The sequence below is a fragment of the Cellulosilyticum sp. WCF-2 genome (assembly GCF_003990395.1).
Classification (GTDB): Bacteria; Bacillota; Clostridia; order Lachnospirales; family Cellulosilyticaceae; genus Cellulosilyticum; species Cellulosilyticum lentocellum.
Window position 1 is genome coordinate 344,664 of sequence record NZ_CP034675.1, and the last position, 22,770, is coordinate 367,433.

24 protein-coding genes are annotated in these 22,770 nt (G+C 34.5%); 4 read left to right on the forward strand and 20 right to left on the reverse strand.

Annotated features, from left to right (window positions below):
- Positions 1-252: 252 nt before the first annotated feature.
- From EKH84_RS01325 to EKH84_RS01345, 5 genes are all read right to left on the reverse strand, one after another.
- Positions 253-720: a GNAT family N-acetyltransferase gene (locus EKH84_RS01325; protein ID WP_127064818.1), complete on the reverse strand. Its 468-nt coding sequence runs from the start codon at positions 718-720 to the stop codon at positions 253-255.
- Positions 721-760: 40 nt separating this feature from the next.
- Complete coding sequence (locus EKH84_RS01330; protein ID WP_127064819.1) at positions 761-1,060, reverse strand: Dabb family protein; 300 nt, start codon at positions 1,058-1,060, stop codon at positions 761-763.
- 36 nt (positions 1,061-1,096) lie between these two features.
- Complete coding sequence (locus EKH84_RS01335) at positions 1,097-1,489, reverse strand: VOC family protein (protein ID WP_243118629.1); 393 nt, start codon at positions 1,487-1,489, stop codon at positions 1,097-1,099.
- Between the two features lie 353 nt (positions 1,490-1,842).
- A complete protein-coding gene (locus EKH84_RS01340) occupies positions 1,843-3,636 on the reverse strand; it encodes an ABC transporter ATP-binding protein (protein WP_127064820.1) in 1,794 nt (597 codons plus the stop codon).
- Positions 3,633-5,363, reverse strand: a complete 1,731-nt coding sequence (locus EKH84_RS01345) for an ABC transporter ATP-binding protein (protein WP_127064821.1) — start codon at positions 5,361-5,363, stop codon at positions 3,633-3,635. Before EKH84_RS01345 ends, EKH84_RS01340 begins: the two co-directional genes overlap by 4 nt.
- 104 nt (positions 5,364-5,467) lie before the next feature.
- On the opposite strand from EKH84_RS01345, the gene EKH84_RS01350 reads away from it, so the two are divergent.
- Entirely contained in the window at positions 5,468-6,310 is an 843-nt protein-coding gene (locus tag EKH84_RS01350) for a MerR family transcriptional regulator (protein WP_127064822.1), read from the forward strand.
- Positions 6,311-6,358: 48 nt separating this feature from the next.
- On the opposite strand, the gene EKH84_RS01355 is transcribed toward EKH84_RS01350, so the two are convergent.
- From EKH84_RS01355 to EKH84_RS01365, 3 genes are all read right to left on the reverse strand, one after another.
- Positions 6,359-7,153 carry an ABC transporter ATP-binding protein gene (locus tag EKH84_RS01355; RefSeq protein WP_013658958.1) on the reverse strand — a complete coding sequence of 265 codons (795 nt, stop codon included), beginning with the start codon at positions 7,151-7,153 and terminating at the stop codon, positions 6,359-6,361.
- Positions 7,147-8,070, reverse strand: coding sequence for an ABC transporter permease (locus EKH84_RS01360; RefSeq protein WP_127064823.1), 924 nt, complete (start codon positions 8,068-8,070; stop codon positions 7,147-7,149). The genes EKH84_RS01355 and EKH84_RS01360 overlap by 7 nt, the downstream gene beginning before the upstream one ends.
- Before the next feature lie 147 nt (positions 8,071-8,217).
- Entirely contained in the window at positions 8,218-9,222 is a 1,005-nt protein-coding gene (locus tag EKH84_RS01365) for an ABC transporter substrate-binding protein (protein ID WP_127064824.1), read from the reverse strand.
- A gap of 560 nt (positions 9,223-9,782) precedes the next feature.
- Between EKH84_RS01365 and EKH84_RS01370 the strand changes: the two genes are divergently transcribed.
- On the forward strand, positions 9,783-10,559 hold the full coding sequence (locus EKH84_RS01370) for a hypothetical protein (RefSeq protein WP_127064825.1): 777 nt from the start codon (positions 9,783-9,785) through the stop codon (positions 10,557-10,559).
- A 267-nt stretch (positions 10,560-10,826) separates the two neighbouring features.
- On the opposite strand, the gene EKH84_RS01375 is transcribed toward EKH84_RS01370, so the two are convergent.
- The 12 genes from EKH84_RS01375 to EKH84_RS01430 form a co-directional block, all read right to left on the reverse strand.
- On the reverse strand, positions 10,827-11,246 hold the full coding sequence (locus EKH84_RS01375) for a YjdF family protein (protein ID WP_127064826.1): 420 nt from the start codon (positions 11,244-11,246) through the stop codon (positions 10,827-10,829).
- A gap of 151 nt (positions 11,247-11,397) precedes the next feature.
- The gene (locus tag EKH84_RS01380; protein ID WP_127064827.1) at positions 11,398-12,039 is read right to left on the reverse strand and encodes an MBL fold metallo-hydrolase; all 642 of its coding nucleotides are present in this window, start codon (positions 12,037-12,039) and stop codon (positions 11,398-11,400) included.
- Between the two features lie 15 nt (positions 12,040-12,054).
- Positions 12,055-12,615: a CDP-alcohol phosphatidyltransferase family protein gene (locus tag EKH84_RS01385; protein WP_127064828.1), complete on the reverse strand. Its 561-nt coding sequence runs from the start codon at positions 12,613-12,615 to the stop codon at positions 12,055-12,057.
- Positions 12,616-12,708: 93 nt separating this feature from the next.
- A complete protein-coding gene (locus tag EKH84_RS01390) occupies positions 12,709-13,176 on the reverse strand; it encodes an NUDIX domain-containing protein (protein ID WP_243118630.1) in 468 nt (155 codons plus the stop codon).
- Between the two features lie 97 nt (positions 13,177-13,273).
- Positions 13,274-14,269, reverse strand: coding sequence for a M28 family peptidase (locus tag EKH84_RS01395; protein ID WP_127064830.1), 996 nt, complete (start codon positions 14,267-14,269; stop codon positions 13,274-13,276).
- 628 nt (positions 14,270-14,897) lie between these two features.
- Positions 14,898-16,526 (reverse strand): DUF4153 domain-containing protein, encoded by a 1,629-nt coding sequence (locus EKH84_RS01400; RefSeq protein ID WP_127064831.1) that lies wholly within the window; start codon positions 16,524-16,526, stop codon positions 14,898-14,900.
- A 32-nt stretch (positions 16,527-16,558) separates the two neighbouring features.
- Entirely contained in the window at positions 16,559-16,780 is a 222-nt protein-coding gene (locus EKH84_RS01405; RefSeq protein WP_013658969.1) for a helix-turn-helix domain-containing protein, read from the reverse strand.
- Between the two features lie 41 nt (positions 16,781-16,821).
- Complete coding sequence (locus EKH84_RS01410) at positions 16,822-17,286, reverse strand: DUF2975 domain-containing protein (protein WP_127064832.1); 465 nt, start codon at positions 17,284-17,286, stop codon at positions 16,822-16,824.
- A 145-nt stretch (positions 17,287-17,431) separates the two neighbouring features.
- Positions 17,432-17,662, reverse strand: coding sequence for a helix-turn-helix domain-containing protein (locus EKH84_RS01415; protein ID WP_013658971.1), 231 nt, complete (start codon positions 17,660-17,662; stop codon positions 17,432-17,434).
- A gap of 14 nt (positions 17,663-17,676) precedes the next feature.
- A complete protein-coding gene (locus tag EKH84_RS01420; RefSeq protein WP_127064833.1) occupies positions 17,677-18,279 on the reverse strand; it encodes a DUF2975 domain-containing protein in 603 nt (200 codons plus the stop codon).
- Between the two features lie 228 nt (positions 18,280-18,507).
- Positions 18,508-18,951: a GNAT family N-acetyltransferase gene (locus EKH84_RS01425; protein ID WP_190283451.1), complete on the reverse strand. Its 444-nt coding sequence runs from the start codon at positions 18,949-18,951 to the stop codon at positions 18,508-18,510.
- 50 nt (positions 18,952-19,001) lie between these two features.
- Positions 19,002-19,961: an NAD-dependent epimerase/dehydratase family protein gene (locus EKH84_RS01430; RefSeq protein WP_127064835.1), complete on the reverse strand. Its 960-nt coding sequence runs from the start codon at positions 19,959-19,961 to the stop codon at positions 19,002-19,004.
- 184 nt (positions 19,962-20,145) lie between these two features.
- Between EKH84_RS01430 and EKH84_RS01435 the strand changes: the two genes are divergently transcribed.
- On the forward strand, positions 20,146-21,267 hold the full coding sequence (locus tag EKH84_RS01435; protein ID WP_127064836.1) for a LuxE/PaaK family acyltransferase: 1,122 nt from the start codon (positions 20,146-20,148) through the stop codon (positions 21,265-21,267).
- On the forward strand, positions 21,264-22,574 hold the full coding sequence (locus EKH84_RS01440) for an acyl-CoA reductase (RefSeq protein ID WP_127064837.1): 1,311 nt from the start codon (positions 21,264-21,266) through the stop codon (positions 22,572-22,574). The genes EKH84_RS01435 and EKH84_RS01440 overlap by 4 nt, the downstream gene beginning before the upstream one ends.
- Positions 22,575-22,770 lie beyond the last annotated feature (196 nt).

Here is a 22,770-nt window from a genome sequence, read left to right on the forward strand (position 1 = left end):
AAACCAATCACAACTAAAGAAGGAGGAAAAGAATGAATATAAGAAAAATCCACTTCAAGGCACCCTTACAAGGCGTATTTTACCAAAGGCACCAATGACAGTGCCTCAGCAGTAACCGCGTAGTTCATACGCACTTCACTTCCTATAATATAAAAGCAGTAAATGTACGATACATCTACTGCTCTTTTTTATTTATGCTAATAGTCATGTTACAATAACACCTATAGATATTACAGAAAATAAATAGTACTGCTATAAAATATAAAGTTCATTTTCCTCATCATAGGTAAATCCTGCTGATAGCAACGTATTACAGGAGGCCTTATTATCCTCATCAGGCTGTACAATAATTCTCTTGGCGCTTGTTGTTTCAAATAAATGTTTCACTAATAAGTTAATAATTTTTGTCCCTATTCCCTTTTTCAAGTAGTCCCTCTCGCCAATCATATAATCTATGCTATATGTCCCTTCTAGCTCAATATCGCCATGCCAGTCTTCTCCACTTAATTTATACTCATAGCACTGGCAAAAACCAATATCCTTTCCATCACAAACTACTATAAAATGTTCCACCCAAGAGAACTCATCTTGATCATGCTCTAGTTCATAAATCCAATCTAGTGGTTGTTCATACCATTTAGCAACATAGTCCTCATACACCCATTTTTTAAATAACCCAATATCACAACTTTTAAACTTTCTCAGCTCTAAATTATACATTGCCAATCCCCCCAAGGTTGAGTCTCTTTCACCTTATTTTTTAAATTTCATAATCTATGCCCTTTCTATTCCTTAAAACAGAGCCCACAAAGCTACTTACTCTTAAATGTTCTTCGTGAATTTGATAAGCTTGTAGTGTTTCTACAGAATCAAATTCGCTCACTAAAACAACATCAAAGCTTCCACTCTTTAAGGGTTCTATGATTACTTCTATAGTCCTTATTTCTTTAATTTTAGCCCTTAATCCCTCTAACTCTTCTTTAACTTTTTTAGCATTATTACAGTTTTCTTCCTGTGATATTTCTTCTTTAAAATTCCATGCGACAATATGCTTAATCACTGTACTCCCCTACCCTTAATTCCAATATATCTCATTTTACTTAACCCCTGTAACATTCCCATTGGCATCAACCGTATACTGTCCTTTACTCATATCAAGCATGCAAAACCTATTTCCCCACTTATCAACTACAACAGCACATTTTCCAATATCGATATCAAAAGGGCCATACTCAAGTTTTCCACCTGCATCTAGAAAAACCTCTAACGCACTTTTTACTGATTCGACTTTAAAATTAACTTGCGGATTGTGTTCATTAACAAGTACAACTTCGGTTATAGCATCGCACATGCCAAGTCCGCATGAATAATCTGCCCTCCATAACAATTTGAGTCCAAGGGCATTTGAATAAAATGAAATACCATTATCAAGGTCATCAACATAAAAAGATACACAATCTACATTTTGAAATATGGAACTATCCATCATGTTCATCCTCTCTATTCTTATATTGAGCCCAAGCTAATTTTTAGCTTCCCCATATGTAATCTTCTCCACAACTTCTGATTTACTTCATTCACTCGCTATAAATACCTTGGTATGCTGTATTGCAAATTAAGTATTATTATATCATAATAGTCTTTATATTCAAACATTATAGCATCTAAAAACTCTAGCTACCACTCATACGATTCACCTTTAATTTATAAGTAATCGCTTCCAAATCTACATGATAGATATAAAAAAACAGGCTATCTAAGCCTGCTTTTTCCTCTTTGTTAGGATTTTATACCCTAAAGTTCTTAGGTAAAATAGAATGCTTATCATTCTAGCTTCCATCATTAACTATTAGATGTTACTGGAGAAGATTCTGCAAATTGACTATTGTAAAGTGATTCATAGAAACCACCTTGTGCCATCAGTTCTTCATGTGTTCCTTTTTCTATAATATTTCCGTCTTTCATAACTAGAATTAAGTCCGCACTCCTAATAGTTGAAAGTCTATGCGCAATGACAAAGCTTGTTCTACCCTTCATAATGTTTCTCATTGCCTTTTGAAGGATCAATTCAATTCTTGTATCTACTGAGCTTGTCGCTTCATCTAAAATTAAAATAGCTGGATCTGCTAATATCGCTCTAGCAATGGTTAACAGCTGCTTCTCACCTTGTGAAATATTAGATGCTTCTTCATTTAGCACCATATCATATCCATCTGGTAAGGTTTTAATAAAGTGATGGACATTAGCAACCTTGGCAGCCTCTATAATCTCTTCCCTCGTAGCGCCAAATCTTCCATACTCGATATTTTCAGCAATGGTACCTCTATACAACCAAGTGTCTTGTAGTACCATTCCAAAAAGACTTCTGAGGTCTTCTCTCTTCATGTCACGAATATCAATCCCATCTATCTTAATAGAACCACCACTTACATCATAAAAACGCATAAGCAAATTAATGAGTGTTGTTTTTCCTGCACCTGTTGGCCCTACAATAGCTACCATCTGACCACTTTTCACTTCTACATTTAAATCTTCAATTAGGGTAGCCCCTTCTTTATAACCAAACTTCACATGTTCAAAAGTTACATTTCCCTTAACATCTGTTAATTTAGCAGTATTCTGTGCATCACTTACTTCTTCCTCTTCTTCTAAAAACTCAAAAACACGCTCTGCTGCTGCAAAAGCCGATTGAATCGCTGAAGAAAGCTGTGTAACTTGTGTAAGTGGCTGGTTAATCTGCCAAATATAACGGATAAAAGCTTGTAAATTCCCTACAGTTAGAGCCCCTCGGATGGTTAATATACCACCCATAGCCCCTATAACAGCAATTCCTAAATAACTTACAAGCGATACTAAAGGTGACATGATACTTGAAATAAACTGTGCCTTAAACCCTTCCTGACAAAGTTCTTCATTAATGCCTACAAATTCTTCTATGGCATCTTCTTGCTTACCATATAATTTAAGTTCGTTAAATCCCGTATACATCTCCTGTACAGCACCATTTAATTTTCCTAGTGCTTGTTGTTGATTATAAAATAATTGCTGAGATTTACCTACAATAAATTTAGATACTAGGTAGCTTAATGGTACAATAAGCGTAGCTACCAGGGCCATTTGAATATTAATAACATACATCATGCCAAGGGCAAGTGTAAGGGATAGCACTGAATTGATAATTTGACTAAAGCTTTGTTGCATTGCATTAGAGATTGTATCAATATCATTAGTAATACGACTGAGTACCTCTCCAAAACTATTTTGATCAAAATAATTAATAGGTAATTTTCTTATCTTGTTCTGCACGGCATTTCTTAAATCTCTCACCGTATTTTGAATCGCATTGGTTAATAAGAAACTTGCTACATACGTAAATAACGTACTTAATACGTAAAGTACCCCTAATAGAATGAGGACTTTAATAATATAATCAAAATGAATACCTGCATTCTCTAGTCCTTTACTAATAGCTAATACATCCTCTGTGAGCTGCGTGATAATGAGCCCCTCTGTTCTTGGCGTAATGGCATTAATGACTGCAGCACCGATAATAAATAAAATGGCTCCTAAAAAAGGAATCAAATAAGGTTTTAGAAAAGGAATGAGTTTTTGGATTGTTTCTTTAAAGTTTTTCATAGCATTAACTCCTCCTTTGATAGCTGTGATAAAGCAATTTCTTTATAAATTTCACAATTTCTTAGTAGATCCTCATGTTTACCACTACCTACTACTTCTCCCTCATTGAGTACAATAATTTGGTCTGCTTCTATAATAGAACCGATTCTTTGTGCCACTACTAATACAACAGCATCTGTTGTCTCTTCTTTAAGTTTTGCACGTAGGGTGGCATCTGTTTTAAAATCTAACGCAGAGAAACTATCATCAAAAATATATATTTCTGGTTTCCTTACAATGGCCCTAGCAATAGATAATCTCTGCTTTTGCCCCCCTGACATATTCGCGCCACCTTCACTAATAGGCTCCTCGAACTGCTTTGCTTTACGCTTAATAAAGGAATAAGCTTGTGCAACCTTTGTAGAGTGCTCTACCTCTTTGCTTGTTGCATCCTTCTTACCAAATCGAATGTTATTTGCAATGGTACCTGTAAATAATCTTGTCTTCTGTGGTATAAAACCTATTTTATTTCGTAGCGCTTTAAGATCATATTCCCTTACATCTACACCATTTACCTTTACAGATCCTTCTGTTACATCATAAAATCTCGGAATTAAATTAATCAGTGTACTTTTACCACTTCCTGTACTTCCAATAAAGGCAACCATTTCTCCTTTTTTAGCAGTAAAACTAATATTACGTAGTACAGGTTCTTCTCCATCTGGATAAGTAAAGGTAACATGCTCAAACTCTACTAAACCTTGCTCTTTCGTTTCGGTTACACCATTTTCTGGGCTTACAATGATAGGCTTACATTCTAATAGTTCCTGAATACGATTTGCAGACACTTGCGCTTTAGGATACATAATAAATACCATTGAGAAAAGCATAATAGAGAACATAGCATGGAATAAATAGTCAATAAAAGCTACTAATTCACCTACTTGAAGTGCCCCTAAGCTGATCATCTGACTGGATATCCAAAAAATTGCAATAATAGCTATATTAAGCATTAAGAAGAAAGTAGGCTGTGAAATAGCCATGAGCTTAAATAATTTTTTAGATACCTTTGCATAGTCTTCATTGGTATCTGAAAAGCGTTCATTTTCATGGTCATCATTTCCAAAGGCACGAATCACCCTGATACCTGTTAAATTTTCCCTTGAAATACGATTAAGTCTATCTAGTTTATTTTGTTGGTTCTCTGAAAGTGGGCCTGATAGCTTCGCAATAATCACTACTCCTAATATGATAAAGGGAATAGTAGCGGCTAAAACCCCTGATAAAGCTAAATTTGTCCGTACAATCATCACAACACTTACTAGGAACATAATGGGCGTTAAAAGTGCCATTCTGAGTAAAGTATTTGTAAATTGTAAAATTTGAAATGCATCATTGGTGGTTCTTGTAATCATTGAAGAAACACCGAAAGCATCATACTCGCTATGAGAAAATTCTTGTGCTTTTTTAAAAATATCATTTCGTATATCACGAGTAATATTGGTTGATATTTTAGATGAACAGTAGCCAAGCAGTATAGTGCCTAGTACACCAATAACTGAGATAATAGCCATAATAGTGCCCATTTGATAAATGTAGGGTATGTTACCCACAGCAATCCCATTATCAATAATCTTAGCCATAATGGTTGGTATGCCAAGCTCTACAAGTGCGAAACCAAAAACTGAAATAATATTTAAGCACACAAGAAGCTTATAATTTTTTAAATAGCTTAAAATGAGTCTCATATTGTTATACCTCCTTTTATATTTGACTTGCTTTTTTAATAGTTTTCATCATTATTGTATGTTAAACTATACAGTAACCATACAGTCAAGAGGAGATTATTTATATGGACAAAAAATTAGAAATTTACTTCACAACAGGTGAGTTTGCTAAGCTTTGTGGTGTAAAAAAACAAACCTTATTTCATTATGATGAAATCGGCTTATTCTCTCCTACTCTTGTTAAAGAAAATGGCTATCGCTACTATTCGTATCGTCAACTTTACACTTTTACAATGATTCTTACACTTAAGAACCTTCACATGCCTTTAAAGGATATTAAGACCTATCTTGATACACGTACGCCCGAAAACTATATACAGCTTCTAGAAGAAAAGCTATCTGAAGTAGATTCTGCTATAGCTGACCTCACTGAAATAAAAAACCGTCTTACTACTGCTACCCACCATACGGTGTTAGCACTTAACACAAGGCACGCTCAAACAGTTTTGGTAGAACAAGAAGAAGAATATCTTATTGTTAGTTCTAATTTAAGCTCTGCTACACACAAGGAATTCTCAACTTATATGCTAGAATACATTCAATTTTGTAAAAAGTATGCCTTAACGACTCATGATTCACTCGGGACACTTATTAAATTTGAAGATATAGCAAGTGGCCTTCAGGATTGTTTTACAAGCCTCTATGCCAAAACTCACGATACCACTATTCCATCCATTATCATTAAACCTAGAGGCTTATATGCTGTTACTTATCATCATGGAAGCTATGAAACGACACATGAAACATATAAGAAAATTCTAGAATTTATTCAAAGGCACCATCTTGAAGTCGGTGAATTCTTTTATGAGGATTATTTAATAGATGATATTGCCTCTTGTAAACCCGATGATTTTGTAACACGTATTATGATTCAAATAAAAGAGATGCCTTTACAAACTAGCGTATAAAAAGCCTTATATTTCCCTCCAAGTCTGGGAAAATATAAGGCTTCTATCTTATGCTAATAAAATTCTATCATTATCTAATTCTTTATGACTTTCCTTTTTAAATAAAGCTAATACATCTGGTACTGTCATATTAGCTCTTTGTTCCCCTTTAATATCTAGTACTATACTGCCACTATCCATCATAATGGTTCTATTTCCCAAATCTAAAGCAGATTGAATGTTATGGGTAATCATCATCGTTGTAATCTGATGCTCCTTAACGATTTCCTTTGTAATCTTAAGTACCTTATCAGCTGTACCAGGATCTAGGGCTGCTGTATGTTCATCTAAAAGTAAAAGTTTTGGTGTTACTAGGGTACTCATCAGCAAGGTCACTGCTTGTCTTTGCCCACCAGAGAGAAGTCCCATTTTAGTCTTCATCCTGTCTTCAAGCCCTAGATCTAATTCTGCTAACCTCTCTCTAAAAAGTGCTTTTTCTTTACTACTCATTCCAAAGCTAACTCTCTTACTCGTGCTACGTGAGTAGGATAAAAGCAGATTTTCTTCAATAGTCATAGAAGGAGCTGTTCCTTTAAGTGGGTCTTGAAAAAGCCTTCCTATATTTCTAGCTCTTTTGTATTCCTTTTCAAAGGTAATATACTTCCCATCTAAAATGATTTCTCCTTCATCAGAAAGAAAGTCTCCCGCAATCAAATTGAATAAAGTAGATTTACCAGCACCATTGGAACCAATCATCGTTACGAAATCGCCTGGTTCTAGGTGTAAACTTACATCATTCATTGCTACCTTCTCATTGACAGTTCCTTTATTGAAGGTCTTACTTAAGTTATTAATTTTTAGCATTCGGTGTCCTTCCTCCCTCTGATTCTCTTGGATTTACTTACACTTACTTGTATGTACTTTTGTATAACAGGATAAGAAATAGCAATACCTACTATAATAGCAGAAATAAGTTTCATACTAGATGCTGTAATATTAACTGCTAATGCTGCAGCAATAATAATTCTATAAATAATAGAGCCTAAAACAGCAGCAAATATATTAACTGGAATAGATCTTCTCTTTACAAAGATATCTACAATCACCTCTCCTATAATTAAGGATGCTATCCCTATAACAACCATACCTGTTCCCATCCCTGCATCCGCAAAGGATTGCTTTTGAGCAATAAGTGCTCCTGAAGTTGCTACTAGTGCATTAGCAAGAGCAAGTCCAATAATCTTCATTAAGTCTACATTAATAGATGAAGCTCTTACCATTGCCTCATTATCGCCTGTAGCCCTAATGGAAAGGCCTAGCTTAGTAAATAAAAATAGTCCTAAAATAATACAAACCACTACTACTACCACAAGTCCTACAATCATAACACCTTGATTACCAAATAGGGCTTTGGCATAGGTGAAAATAGTATCTGAACCTAGAAGAGGAACATTAGACTTTTCCTTCATAACCATAATATTAATGGAGTATAAACCTGTCATGGTTAAAATACCTGCAAGTATTGGTTGTACCTTCAATTTAGTTTGCAGCGTAGCTGTTACCATTCCAGCTAAAACACCTGCTCCCATGGCAAGTAAAATCCCTAAAATAGGATGTCCTGCTACAACACAAATAGCAGACACAGCAGCTCCTAAAGTAAAACTACCATCTACTGTTAGATCCGGAATATCCAATATTCTATAGGAAATAAATAGTCCCAAAGTCATCAGCGTATACAGTAACCCCAGCTCCACTGCTGAAGTAATAGCTATCATATTCATCATCTAGTCTCCTTTTATAATATTGTTATTCATCCTTTTATATTTTATATACCAAAAGATGAATTAAGCTTATAACTCAAGTTTAATTCATCTTTTGATGATAATCAATTTTTATTATACTAACTATTCTAATTCTTACTTAACAAGTTATTCTACGATAGTTGCACCTTCTGAATCCGCTGGTGCACCGATTGCAGTAGCTGTTGTTTTATTAATTACTTTATAGAAATTATCAAGAGTAGCTACTGGGATTTCTGAAATAGATGTACCATTTAATACTTGTGCTGCCATTTCACCTGTTTTCTTTCCAAGGTCTTCATAGTTGATACCTACTGTTGCATATCCACCATCAGCTACCATTGAATCTGCTCCTACATAAACTGGAATGCCTGCTGTTTTACCTACTTCTGCTAAAACTGGCATAGCTGAAGCAATACCGTTATCGATAGGTGTATAAATAGCATCTACTTTACCTGCTAAGATTTCTGCTGCTTGTTGAAGCTCTGATGTGTTAGTAATAGTACTTTCTTCATATGTAAAGCCGTACTTGTCAGCAAGTGCTTTTGCTTGTTCAATAACAGATTGTGAATTGGTTTCGCTTGCTGTGTAAAGGAAACCAATTGTTTTAACATCTGGTGTAAGCTCTTTGCAAAGTTCAAATACTTGATCTACTGGGATAGCATCTGAAGTCCCTGTTACATTGCTTGTTGGTGCTTCCATATTCTCTACTAATTTTGCTCCAAGTGGATCTGTTACTGCTGAGAAAATAATAGGTATATCTGTAGTTGCTGAAGCTACTGATTGAGCTGCTGGTGTAGCAATTGCTATAATAATATCTGCTTTATCTCCAACGAATTTACTAGCGATAGAATTTAAGTTAGATTGATCTGCTTGTGCATTTTGGTAATCGATTGTAATATTTTGACCCTCTACAAAACCTTGCTCTGCAAGAGCCTTTATCGTGCTTTCTCTAATAGTATCAAGACTTGGATGCTCTACGTATTGAACGATGGCTACCTTTTTCATTCCTTCTTTAGCTTCAGTACTTGGTGCTGCTACTTCACCACTACTAGCCGTACTACTATTACCACAACCTGCTGTAAGCCCCATTAATAAACCCAATGTTACTATTTTTGCTACACTCTTTTTCATATTAATTCCTCCCATTTTTTCACTATTTTTGACAACTAAAAAAGCACCTATCCTTATACAAAGGACAGATGCGTTCATCTGCGGTACCACCTTAATTGACATACAAAATATGCCCACCTCGCTAGAATGCTAATACATTCTTGACCTGTGATAACGCTGGTCTTGCGTCTAGGATACTAAGGCTAATCACCTTTTCACCTCACCCTCTAGGGTCCATTTGTCTGATTCGCTTTCTATCAGGCTCTCACCTTCCCTGACTCTCTTTAAGTGCGCTATACAGTTTTATCTCCCTATCAACGGTTTACTTTTATTAATTTGTTGTTAGTATACTCCTACATTTTAAATTTGTCAAAATATTTTTCAATAGTTTTTAATTTTATGTCGTCACCTTGCTTTATTTTCCAATCTATGGTATGATGAATGAAATAATCAAAATAAACTAAATTTAATAAAATAATAAACTAAAGAACCGTCTTGTATAAGAAGGGCTTTTCGTATTGTGCTAAGTGCATGGATATAAAAAGTCCTTCTTATTTTTTTATCGAAAGGAGCGATCAGAGATGGAATTGGTAGGAAAAGCAATCAAACATGTTACATTTGGAAGAGGAGTTATAACAAATAGGACTGACAATATTCTTACGGTTGATTTTGCAGGTAATCATAAGAAATTTCTATTTCCAGATGCCTTCTCTCGTTTTATTTCTATAACGGACGAAGAAGGACAAGCCTATGTAGGCAAGATTTTAGACGATATATCAAAGATTAAAAATGCAGAGCAACTTGAACAAGAACGTTTACAAAGAATGCTCTTCTTGAAAGTAGCCCCTGAATCACAAGCAGCATTTGGTTTTATGGAAAATAGCCGTAACACCGTTTTAAAGTCATGGTCAGTTTTTGCAGGTAATTATTTAAGTGGATACTCTAAAGGAACCCCTAAGGTACCAACCAGACTCAAATTAAATTCTGCTTGCTTACTCACGGAATGTCCAGCTGGATGCCTCGAAGAAGAACGCCGTATTATCGGTGCATTTATGGTTAAGGATGATTTTGAAGGTAAGTACTGTGAAGACGGAATCATTCCAAGTCATGAGACTCATAGAATTTTACTTAACGATAAAGATGGTGAACTCCTCTTTTGGGATTACTTTTCATCAACTACACGTTCTCCAAGATGGGGCAGAATGGAAATGAAATATTTTTCTAACCTGCAAATGAAACGTATCTTAAATGATATGCAAAAAGTTATCACCGATCCATTGCAGCGAGAAACTGCTTCTGATTTCTATCGATACTTCTGTAAAGTTAACCGCCTAAGTACCACAGAAGAAGAATCATAAAAATGCTCTATTGATTATAGGAACCTGCTTTCAATAAATCCCAAGCCATCAATAATGAAATCAATTAATATCTGCTGCATCTTTTTGATAAGCACCAATTTCTTGAGATAAGTAAGATCAGTTATCTAGGAGGCTTAACAGTAAAAAGGCTGCTACACAAGTGTTCAACTACTCTTTAAAGATACAAAAAGCACAGGAAATCTCCTGTGCTTTTTGTATTTCATTATGGCTTTAAACTAAATCTAAACTCTCCCTATCACTTCCGAACTAGTGACCTCTGTGCTTTTCTTTGCGTTTCTCTTGTTTTAAGTCAAATTTATACTGCTTTTCTGCTTCTTTTTGCAATCTTGAGCGTGATTTTCGCTCTATTTTGTTTTGTGCGTATTGCTCTTTTAATGCTTGTTGTGCTTTTGTACCCATGCCTGTATTTTGCAGTTCTCTTTTTATAGCCCTTTGCATTTTTTTAGGATTCATAGGTTTTACAAGTTTTGATGGAACTTCCTCATAATGGCGCCTTTCTAATTGGCTCCACTTCTTTAAAATCAGTTCATATACTTCACAATCCTTAGGTTCTGGTCCAAAGGTTATCTTACAGACCTCATAATGACTACCTTCTTGTACCTCATAAACACCTATCCAAAAAGGTCCCTCAAAAAGTATAGTAAAGCTTGACCTCATACTCTCCATCATCATTCCTCCTTTTAATTTACTTAGTAAAGAAGGGACAACCAAAGGAGGCAGGTTACTGATAGCATTTGCTACGTCCGGACTACCAACCGGAACTGTGTTTTTATCTTTACACTTTTATTCTACTCTCATTATTTGAGAAGTGGTATAACTAATTTTTAGCCCACTGCTTATTGGCTACAGATTTTCCATGACCAAAATGAATAGTAGCTTCTCCCTGCTCTGTAATTTTAGTGGCACTTGTTAGCATAATCTGCTTATCTCCATAAAGCATGGATACTGTTGGATAAAACAAATTCATTAAAGCATCCCCTACTATTAAATCTGCTTCCCATACCTTTAATCCTATAGATCCTCTAGTATGTCCTGGTAATTCTATTACACTAGCTTCTATACCGTAATTTTCTAGAGAATCTCCTTCATTTAAAAATAGAGTTGGTTCAAAAGCTTCCACAATATCATGCTTAAAACTTTCTAAAGAAAGTGCCAAAACGAGTTTTCCCATCACTTTATCTGCAAACATAGGCTCTAGCATGTTATTTTTAATGAGTTCACAATCTGCTTTATGCATAGCAATAGGAGCTCCTAACTCTTTAGAAAGATAAGCAGCATTTTGTATATGATCTACATGCCCATGCGTTAATACAATAAGTTTAACATCTACTTGCCTACAGCTTTCTAGTATTTTATCTCTATATTTTGTTCTACTGGTATCTACTAGGATTGCCCTATTATTTTGCTTTATTAAAAAACAGTTACTATTCCCACACCGAATTCTTTCTATTTCCTTCACTTAAACTTCCCTCGCTTAATTTAGATTTTCTGTCTGCCCTTCATTGTTTGGTACATAAATACTTTTTCTATTTAAATCTAAGTTTTTCGACCTTACTTGTATCACAAATTCCTCTAAAGCTGATATGGTTGCTACTAAACAAACTATACCCATAATAATATTTACTGGTAAGATAGTCATTCCAAAAGGAAATATAAATAATAAAAGTCCCGTTAACTTATTAGCATAAGTGTGGAGCATAGCAAAGGTACTAAATTTAATGTACGCAATTAATACTGCTAGTAGCCTAACAGCTGCAATTCCTAGAACCCAAAATAATATGAGATAATTAGGTTTTACTAAAGGATAAAATATAATGACGGCCACAACAATCATAACAAAGTCTGCAATAGAATCAAGTTTAGCTCCTAATTCGCTGGTATTACTGGTTTTTCTAGCAATATAACCATCTGCCATATCGCTTAACCCACAACCTATATATAAAATCCAAAACACACCACTTAGTGGTTCCACTTTAAGTAAAGCAATGCTCAGAACGATTCTTCCTACTGAGATGATATTTGGTATTGCTTTCACTTTTATCCCCCTCTACCTCTTTTTTCTAAAATTCAATTCTTATACTATAAATACCCTTACTTATTCATCTTCTTATGTTTATCTGTTTTGCTACTAGTTACTTCTTCCTAGGTATCTCGTTTTTATACTATCCTTTTTAATCTCCTCCCAAAAGATATTCTCCTTTATTATTTCTGGAAAAACATTTAAAGCCATTAGTTCTTTCTGACTCAGCCACTGTGCTTCTTTTATATATGCATCATCTTCTCCTTTGCCATAAATATTTTCTACAGTAAGATATCCATCTACTACATGCCCTCTCATAAATAATTCTAGATTTAAAATATCTCGTTCATCATCTTTAAATTCTCTTATATATAAAATATCCTCTACTTTTATCTGATAACCTGTTTCCTCCCATGCTTCCCTAATCACACATTCATAAATACTGGCATCGGTAGCTTCTAGCCCACCTCCTGGTGGCACCCACCATTGATACTTTGTCTTAGGATGTACATGTTTTACTAATAAGACTTTACCTTCTTTCACTAATATGGCTGCAACTCTTATTCTTTGTTTCATCAAACGCTCTCCCCCACTATTTTAGAATGACTAAAAAGGCTCTCATACTGACTTATCATCATTACGGGAACCTTTCATTTTGAACTTCACCACTAGCTTAGTGCTCAGTTTCTACTGTATTATATATAGCACTTCCAGCTAATTTAATACTCCTTTCTAATCTTTCACTACTAATATGCTCTATTTGATCTTTAGCTGTATGATAATAGGGTTCGAGGGAACCATAGATACTTGCCCTTTTATTAGGGTCTATATTGATAAATACTGCAGCTGGTATACCTACCCTGGTAAAAGAATCGTGGTCAGAAGCACTGCTAGTTATTAATTTACCTGACTTATCCTTCTCTGCTTCAGCCTCATAACTTGTAGTCTTACTTGAAAAGCTCGTAAGTTCTTTTCCCACTCTTGAAGCCACTTCTGTTACTAAATTCTCTTTCCCATCAGCTGTATAAATACCTAGTTCTGTCACAGTTTCATAATCTGTTGCCACCATATCCAAATTAAAACAAGCTATACTTCTTGCTTTTTCATCTTGTGATAAAAATTTTGTATAAACCTTTGAACCTAGAAGACCTTCCTCTTCTCCACCAAAAGCAACAAATCTTATTTCTTTATCAATATCTAAATCCTTCATGGCATTTGCAATTTCTAGCATAGCGCCAGTTCCAGATGCATTATCGTTAGCTCCTGGTCCTGCACTCACACTATCAAAATGTGCGGTTACATAAACAATATCATCCGTATCTTGAGGATCTTCACCACTAGGTTTTCTAATTGCTTCTACATTCCAAGAAGTAAATTTTTTAAAGAACTTACTATATTGAAACTTCTGCACTTCTACTGTCATACCTAACTTTTCTAATTCATCAGCAATATAACAAGCTGCTTCGTATTCTTTATCAGTAGCTGCTGGTCTAGAACCTATAGTTCCTGATAAATAATTAATAAAGCCTAAAGACCTTTCTACATTGACTTGTTCTATAAAAGTAGCTGTCCTTTTATCCATAGTATCACTAGCGAAACAGGTCCCTACACTACCCAAAGCTACTATTGCTGACAATAGCCAAGCCTTTTTTCTATTTAATAAAAACACTTAAATCCCTCCTAATTAGCTTTAACTCATTACATTGTATCACTCTTAGGACGAATTAAATAATCTTAATATTTTTATAATATTATTTTTTTTATTGAGTGATTATAGTAAATAGAGATTTGTAGTTACTTATTTTATTCTTTATTAGGGATTCGGTTACTTGGCTACATATATATAAGTATAAGAACAAATAAATAGCTTCCCACGGCATAATTACCACAGCTTCAATCTGAGGAACTAACCGGGTCAGCCAAGTCTCAATCTATTGTTATAGGTACCTCTGGACTTAAGGAAGATGTTCACTGATACGCTGCAAGGAAGACGCCATATATAAGTTGTTTTAAATGTTTTTATACGTCACATTATCAAATAAAGTTTTAAACCAGAGTCTTAAGGTCTTAGCTTCCTAGCATAGGGTGCACCGGCCAAGACTTTTAGGAGCTCCTCACTCATTGGTTTGACTTTCATAACTAGTTCTAGTAGGCACTAAGCTATAACGCATACGTGCTGAGGAGTCATTTTGCGCCTTGATTAAGGCCTACTTAGCTAGCCACGAAAGTTCATTTCAAGAGTCTGGAACAAAAAATAGCTCTTCAAGTAGTGATACTACTTGAAGAGCTATTTTTTGTTATCTTAGAAATACTAAAGGCCTCACAGCACCTTCAATACTTTCATAGCCCGCTTCTTTAATTTTTTCTAGATAGGCTCTTCCTCTATAATCTGCTAGGTTGAAGGCTTGCCACTTTTCATTTTGAAGATTATACTCCAACCTTGAAAGAATATAAGTTGCAGTGTCGTAATACATATCCTCTTGATATTCAAGTACTTCTGGATGTGAAGCTACCAATTCCTTAATAGGCCCTAAGGCACTACTACTTAAATTATAACAGCCACTTAAATCACTTGTTTTGCCTTGCTTATACAAATTTACATTTTGGCGAGCTACTAGGTAATCTACATTACTATAATTTAATCCTAAGTACATGACTGTAAACACAATAAATACTATCTTAATCAGCCTCAGTTTCTGCCAGAACACTTTAGCAAATACTAATATAACCACCATCAAGCTCAATACTAAAAACCAAGCTACATAAACTCTCCATAAGCTTAGGCCATATCTCTCCATATACAGGAACATCTTAGAAAGAGCACAAGTCACCATAAAAGCTGTAAATCCTGTAATAAAACTAATCATCACTTTGATGTATGTATTTTTCTTTCCTTTTTCCCGCTTAGTAACATAGCTTAAAAACATAATAGTGAGCAAATTAAACCCTACTATTGGTAATGTCTCAAAAAAGCCTCTTCTCGCATATTCAGAAGATGAAAAATCTGCAGGCAATACACCCTTAAAAGCCGATACAAAATAGGCCAGCTGAGAACAGCAAAAGATCAAATAAACTAAGCAGAGCAATGTTCCTATGGTACTCACTACTACAAAATCTAGATAGATCCCTGGCTGATTAACCACACTATCTTCTTGATTAATGAGGTCATGTTCCTCATTTAAAATCCTCTCTGATTCATCCTCCATTAGCAAAGAATCTCTTGCCCTCTGAGGATCAATATAATTTTCTCTTACTTCTCTAACTTCCTTATGTGATAAGCCATAAAAATAACTAAAAAACATAAAGAATAAAACAACTACAAAGAATGACTTAGCACCCAGTTTATCAAAATTAAAGGTAAGGTTTTGGAATGCAAAATTGATTATTCCCTCAAAAGCAGCATCTGCACTGGCTAACAAGCCAACAACCACTAGCAGTATAGGTGTTGCAATAACTACTCCTAAAAGCACCTTACCTATTACTTTCATATTCCTTTTTTGCCCTGTTCCAAGTTCATCCTTAACTAATACAACAGGTTTATTAATAGACGCAAAAGGTAATGTAATTCCTAAACTCAGAACTTCTCCTACCCAAGCAGGTAAAAAAGCTGCTTGTTCACATTTTCCAAATACCTCAAGGGCATGTAATAAAATCAAAATGGCTAGAAATATGATGTTAAATCCTCTTAATACTGTATTTCCAAATATCACAAAACATAAGGTAGATAATACAATAGGTATCATAAGCCACTTAGCTAGCTTGCTCATTGCCCTATTATACAGTTTTGAAAACAAGCCCAAACATACAAAGTATGCTATCACTCCAGCTACTACCCCTAATCCAAGTCCCCCGAATAAAATAGTCTCCATGACGATAATAGCCAAAACAAGGGTTCCCCCCAACATCCATTTTTCAGCTCTCTCCATCCCAAAAGCCCCCTCTCTTTACCTCACTTAACTCACTTTTTTAACTCTTCCTCTTTAACATACTCTAGTAATTCTCCGGGTTGGCATTCTAGTACCTCACATAAGGCCTCTAATGTAGAAAAACGAACTGCCTTTCCTTTATTATTTTTAAGAACAGATAAATTCGCCAAGGTAATTCCTACCTTCTCAGAAAGCTCATTCATACTCATTTTGCGTTTAGCAAGCATTACATCTAAATTAACGATAATAGGCATCTTTCTTCACCTCATCTTCTTTTACAATTTTTCGCTATTCCTTAAATCGTTAATTCATTTTCCTCTTTAATTTCAATGGCTAGTTCTACAAGTCGATATAAAATAGCTGCAATTAAAGCTACCATAAAAGCTCCGGCTGTAATAACAATAATACCAAAGGTAGCCTGCATGAAAATACAGGTAAATAAGTAACAAAGGAAAATAAACAAAGCACAAATACTAATGACTTTTAAACTCTGACTACTGCTACCTGAGAAAGGCTCACGATCAATAATATTTTGGGCTAGTTTTCTAGTCATCCATAATACAATCCAAGCTGGTACTCCTGTAATATAAAGTAGAACTAGAATTTTATAGTGTTCTACTAAATTGTAGAAGGTACTCCCCTCAAAAATAAAATCCATTAACCAAGGTAATGCTGCAAGACTAGCTGTTGCTAGTGCAAGTCCACCCATTACGACCCAGTATAATAATTGACTTAAGATATCTGTTTTTAATTTTCTCATAATTCCTCACCTCAAAATGTATTATAGTACAACGCAAAATGTAAAGCAATATATTTTTATCGTTTTTCGATATATTTTTATTGAAACATGGTTATGGACTCTAAAAAACACCATCATAGCCTGCAAAAGACTATGATGGTGTTTTTTATTCCTCTTCCAACTCCTCACCTTCAATATATTTATATTCTAATAAGTCTCCTGGTTGACACTCCAATACTCTACAAATAGCATTGATAGTAGAAAAACGTACCGCCTTTACTTTACCTGTCTTTAAATTAGAAAGATTAACAATAGATATCCCTACTTGCTGCGAGAGTTCACTAAGCTGCATCTTTCTATCTGCTAACATTCTATCCAAACGTACAATAATAGCCATGTTGTCCTTCCTTCCTATACGGTTTCATCATATTCGTTTTGCAAGTAACAGCCATATTTAAAAATTCCAGAAATCAAGATAATAATAACACCTAATAATATAGTACTTCCATCTAAAGCATTAATGGTAAAATTAATGTTTTCTAGTCCTAACGAATTTATCATAGGAATTACAAGATTATAAATTATAATATAACTTAGTGATTCAAAAAGGCTGCCTATTATTACAGTAATTCCTATTATCATCAATCTTTTAGAATTCTTTTCATCGAAAGGTTTACCACCCTCCACTGTTATTAATAAGTCTCTAATCATCTTAACAATGACAATAGTCGTAATGATTATAGGAATCATTGAACTAGCTATAGCTAAAATGAGTGTTCTAACTTGAGCCACTTCTAATAATTTATTGTCTCTTAGGTGAATATTAAGATGTCTTCCTATATTTAATTGCAAACCAACATGTGCAAAACTACTATTAGGAATAAAAACCATTATCCCTCCAATAATAATCCCCCCAACTAAACCAATAATCATTATAACAATCATTACATTCATCATTATTTTTAGTGCTTTTGCAAATTTTTTAACCCTATCTACATTCACCTTACGACTCATCCTAACCCCACCTTATCATTCAGAATATTTATAAATATATAATATGTTTAAGTTTATATTTTGTCAATAATTTTTTAATGATAAACATTAAATTATTATCTTTATTATATTTAACATTTTACATCTTGCACCAACTAAATAAAGTTTCAAACCAGAATCTGGAGCCAAAAAGCTCTCACCATGTACCTAAATACTTAGTGAGAGCTTTTTATTATTTACTTAAGCCTACTATAGCTTCATATTCATAAGGATAGACAGCTCATCTGTCTTAAATCCTTTTTTATTATAAAATCCTTCTGTTCTTTCCCCTTTTAAAGTAACTAAATAAATTTGAGTAATTCCTTCTTTACTCAATTCAGCTTTAAATGTATCTAATAAAGCTGTTCCAATTCCCAGCCCCTGCGTATTATTGCTAATGTAAAACTCTTGAATTTGAAAATGAACACCATCATAATACTGTTCCTTACGACCTAGAATGACACCCACTAATTCATCATCAATATAACAAGCAAGCCCTCTCGTATGAGGATTATCCATCATTTCTTCTAGCCTTTTAGTGGCTGTTTGTATAGTCCAATGGTCATACCAAGGTTCTTCATTAAACACTTTCACAAAAAGCTCAGCGTATTGTAATAACTTATCTTGAGTAATGACTTGAAATTGCTTTTCCACTTTATATCTCCTTATCTCGTAAATCGATTTGCTTTTATAACTCAATGAAACTACTCTAAGGCTAATCCCTCAAGTAGTAATTTTATACCTTCTAGCATACGTTCATCTATGACTTGTGGCTTTTCTTCCACATACCACTCATAAGCTTTTTTGAGTCCTGCTATTAGAGGTGTTTTTGCTACTAGAAGCTCCCTATCACACTTTGAAGTATCTAATAAGTAAGTACACTCTCTAAAAGGAAAATACATTCTAGAAACCATACCCTCTGGTGTTTTCAACTTAATTATTTGTGCTTGCTTACCCATTACCTCAGCTGCTGTCTCTACCCATTCTTCATAAGTCACCTGCTCTTTATGAGTCACATTGTAAACTTGTCCTATAGCTTTTTCTTCATACATAGCAGCTTCAAATAGCTTTACTAGATCTTCAATATAAAGAAATTGTACTCTCGTATCCCCCTCTGGTACTAAAACAGGTTGATTCTTTGAAATTTGATGGAACAAGTAGCTTTCACGATATAGATTATTGCCAGGTCCGTAAATGTAAGTTGGCCTCAACATAGTAACAGGTATTCCTTTTGCCTGATACAATTCAAATAAGTAATCTTCTATGGCCAATTTATCTAAACCATATTTACCCCAATTCTTATTTTCTCCTTTTGAAAAGGTTTCATCCATAATCTCTTCAGAAGGTATGTACACTGCCCCTGAGCTACAGAAAATATAACGTTTTAGCTGCGAAGTATCTAGGACCTTAAAAAGGTTTGTTACATCTTCTAAAGTATAGGCTGAGATATCAAAAACATAATCAAAAGCTTTTCCTTCTATATTGAAAGCTATTTCTGAAATACATTTACGATCCCCCTTATAATGAGCCGTAAACCCACTGTATTTCACAGGCCTTACTCCCCTTGTAAAAATAGATACTTGATGTCCTTTTTCAATCATATACTTAGCTAATGCTTCACTTACAAACTCAGTTCCACCCATAATGAGTATTTCCAAACTCATCGCCTTCTTTCCTCTGACATAGTAAAAACCCTAGCTTCTAAAAATTCATCTTCATTATAGCATACGAATTGTCCTTCCTTACCATTTGCTCTATAATAGTAAGAAATATCTGTTTTCTAGACATCATGCAGCCACTAAGAGAAATGACTGAGGAATGATTCAAAATAAAAACAGGAGGCTACCTATGGATTACCGAAATAAACTTTTTACCCATAAGAACCCCTATGATTTAGCTGGAACAGATGGTCTTTTTATAAAGGCCATTAAGCAAAATGGACAATTCCAATATGAGCATTGCCCTGAATATGCAACAATACTTGATAGCAACCACTTCTCTTTTTCCTCATTAAATACAATCAATGATTTAACCAAGTTACCTTTTATTCCAACTCTATTCTTTAAATCACACCAGCTTTTCACCATGCCACCTGAAAAACTTCTTATTAAAGCAACCTCCTCTGGTACTAAAGGTAAGAAAAGTCATATTGGCTTTGATAATCTAGGCCTTTATTGTGGCCTTCGTATGGTTCTTCGTCTAGGAAAAATTCATCAACTCTTTTCCATTAAACCCACTAATTATATTCTCCTCGGTTATGAACCTCATAAAAGTAATCAAACAGCTGTCACTAAAACAGCTTTTGGAGCTACTTTATTTGCTCCTCCCTTACATCGTGCTTATGCTATGAAGTATACGTCTGATGGTTATAAAGTAGACTTAGAAGGCCTTATTACTGCTCTTGAAAAGTATAGCCATCAACCTTTTCCTATTCGCTTCATGGGTTTTCCTTCTTATACTTATTTCCTACTGGAAAAATTAAAGGAAAAGGAACTAAATTTCAAGCTCAAAAAAGGCTCTAAGGTCTTATTAGGGGGTGGCTGGAAGCAATTCTTTACTAGCCAAGTTGATAAAAAAGAACTTTATCAATTAATTGAAAACACTTTAGGCATTCCAGAATCTCATGTTGTAGAATTTTTCGGTGCTGTTGAGCACCCTATTTTATACTGTGATTGTCCTAACCATCATTTTCATATTCCTATTTATAGTAGGGTTATTATAAGAGATGTTCATACATTAGAACCTGTTAAAAATGGCCAAATAGGTCTTATCAATCTTATTACTCCAATGGTCAAAAGCGTTCCTCTACTCAGTGTAATGACTGACGATCTAGGTATATTACATGATGGGGTGTCTTGTGGCTGTGGTATTACTTCTCCTTACCTAGAAATCATAGGTAGAGTCGGACTTCAAGATATCAAAACCTGTGCTGCTGGTGCGGCAGACTTATTAAAGGAGATGAAGCTATGATTTTAATAAATGGTAATATTATCCCCTCTCATATGCAAAATAAAATTCTAGAAGACCTCCCCTCTATGCTGAGTCAAACTTTAGCTACTAGTATGCTTAATCCTTATTGGGTAATAGAAGCTTGTGATCGGCTTTCTAAAAAACTAGCAAATGGTGATTATAATCATTTTATTTCTAGACTTCCTATAGACCAAACCTTAGTAAAGGAGGAATTACATACTGTTATCCATATGCTCAAAAGAGAAAGTTTACTTTGTAAATTACATACAGAATTAGGCTCTAAACCTTTTGAACCTGAAATCATTCTCCCTCCTTTTGAGGAGAGAGCTATTATCAAACATACTTATCCTCTAGGTGTTTTATTTCATATTGCCGCAGGCAATGCTGATGGCCTTCCTGCTTGTAGCATCGTTGAAGGCTTATTAGCTGGTAATATTAATATCTTAAAGCTCCCACAAGCAGATAAAGATCTGTCTATCACTTTACTTGCTGAGCTTATTACTATAGACCCTAGACTCAAGGAATATATTTATGTTTTTGATACACCTTCAACTGATCTTGAAGCTATGAAATATATGGCTCAGCTCTCTGATGGTGTTGTCGTTTGGGGTGGTGATTTAGCTGTAGCTGCTGTTAGAAAAATGGTTAATCCAGGTACCAAACTTATTGAATGGGGCCATAAATTGGGCTTTGCTTATATAGTCCCTAATGCCATAAAGGATTCTGCTCTTACTGCTTTAGCTCTGCATATTTTTAGGACCAAACAACTTTTATGTAGTTCTTGTCAAACCATTTATATTGATACCGAAAATATAGATGAAATCTATAGCTTCTGTGAAATGTTCCTTCCTTTTATGGAACAAGCTGCTATTAAGTATCCTATTAATGATATAGGCGCTATTGCTCAGTCTAGCTTACAAGTTTATAATGCTGAACTAGAAAGTCTTTTTTCTACCAACCGTACTTATAAAGGTGAAGGTGCAAGTTTAATTGCCAAATCAGATCATACGCTAGAACTTTCTTTTATGTTTGGTAACTGCCTTGTTAAACCCTTATCTCGTCATCAGTTATTAGAAGTCCTTCGTCAAAGTAAGCCTTACCTTCAAACAGCTGGTTTACTCTGTCTTGCCAAAGACTATCCTGTTCTCTCCAATTTACTTCTGAGGGCTGGTATAGTTAGGGTAAAGGAACTTGGCAAAATGTCTGACATTACTTGTATGGATGCTCATGATGGAGACTATCCTCTTAGGCGCTACACAAGAATAACAGAATGTGATGCTATTGAGTATGATACTCTTAACATATAAAAGGCTACAAAAACATTTAAGCACGTCTTAAAAGTTGATTACACAACTAAAGACGTGCTTTTTAGTTACCTTAATTTATTGGGATTTAATTTCATAAATAAAATTTTAGGATAAAGCTTGACAAATTAGTAAATAATAATTATTATTAGTTATATAGATAAATGATATAGATTATCATTTGATAGTGAAAATATAG

Excerpts from the sequence above, each read along its gene's own strand:
- EKH84_RS01360 (WP_127064823.1), bottom strand. The coding sequence starts at position 8,070 with ATGAATATGATAGCTATTACTTCAGCAGTGGAGCTGGGGTTACTGTAT.
- EKH84_RS01370 (WP_127064825.1), top strand. The coding sequence starts at position 9,783 with ATGGAATTGGTAGGAAAAGCAATCAAACATGTTACATTTGGAAGAGGA.
- EKH84_RS01340 (WP_127064820.1), bottom strand. The coding sequence starts at position 3,636 with ATGAAAAACTTTAAAGAAACAATCCAAAAACTCATTCCTTTTCTAAAA.
- EKH84_RS01335 (WP_243118629.1), bottom strand. The coding sequence starts at position 1,489 with ATGATGGATAGTTCCATATTTCAAAATGTAGATTGTGTATCTTTTTAT.
- EKH84_RS01440 (WP_127064837.1), top strand. The coding sequence starts at position 21,264 with ATGATTTTAATAAATGGTAATATTATCCCCTCTCATATGCAAAATAAA.
- EKH84_RS01390 (WP_243118630.1), bottom strand. The coding sequence starts at position 13,176 with ATGAAACAAAGAATAAGAGTTGCAGCCATATTAGTGAAAGAAGGTAAA.
- EKH84_RS01355 (WP_013658958.1), bottom strand. The coding sequence starts at position 7,153 with ATGCTAAAAATTAATAACTTAAGTAAGACCTTCAATAAAGGAACTGTC.
- EKH84_RS01325 (WP_127064818.1), bottom strand. The coding sequence starts at position 720 with ATGTATAATTTAGAGCTGAGAAAGTTTAAAAGTTGTGATATTGGGTTA.
- EKH84_RS01375 (WP_127064826.1), bottom strand. The coding sequence starts at position 11,246 with ATGGAGAGTATGAGGTCAAGCTTTACTATACTTTTTGAGGGACCTTTT.
- EKH84_RS01435 (WP_127064836.1), top strand. The coding sequence starts at position 20,146 with ATGGATTACCGAAATAAACTTTTTACCCATAAGAACCCCTATGATTTA.
- EKH84_RS01365 (WP_127064824.1), bottom strand. The coding sequence starts at position 9,222 with ATGAAAAAGAGTGTAGCAAAAATAGTAACATTGGGTTTATTAATGGGG.
- EKH84_RS01430 (WP_127064835.1), bottom strand. The coding sequence starts at position 19,961 with ATGAGTTTGGAAATACTCATTATGGGTGGAACTGAGTTTGTAAGTGAA.
- EKH84_RS01410 (WP_127064832.1), bottom strand. The coding sequence starts at position 17,286 with ATGAGAAAATTAAAAACAGATATCTTAAGTCAATTATTATACTGGGTC.
- EKH84_RS01345 (WP_127064821.1), bottom strand. The coding sequence starts at position 5,363 with ATGAGACTCATTTTAAGCTATTTAAAAAATTATAAGCTTCTTGTGTGC.
- EKH84_RS01400 (WP_127064831.1), bottom strand. The coding sequence starts at position 16,526 with ATGGAGAGAGCTGAAAAATGGATGTTGGGGGGAACCCTTGTTTTGGCT.
- EKH84_RS01415 (WP_013658971.1), bottom strand. The coding sequence starts at position 17,662 with ATGGCTATTATTGTACGTTTGGATAGAATGTTAGCAGATAGAAAGATG.
- EKH84_RS01405 (WP_013658969.1), bottom strand. The coding sequence starts at position 16,780 with ATGCCTATTATCGTTAATTTAGATGTAATGCTTGCTAAACGCAAAATG.
- EKH84_RS01420 (WP_127064833.1), bottom strand. The coding sequence starts at position 18,279 with ATGAGTCGTAAGGTGAATGTAGATAGGGTTAAAAAATTTGCAAAAGCA.
- EKH84_RS01350 (WP_127064822.1), top strand. The coding sequence starts at position 5,468 with ATGGACAAAAAATTAGAAATTTACTTCACAACAGGTGAGTTTGCTAAG.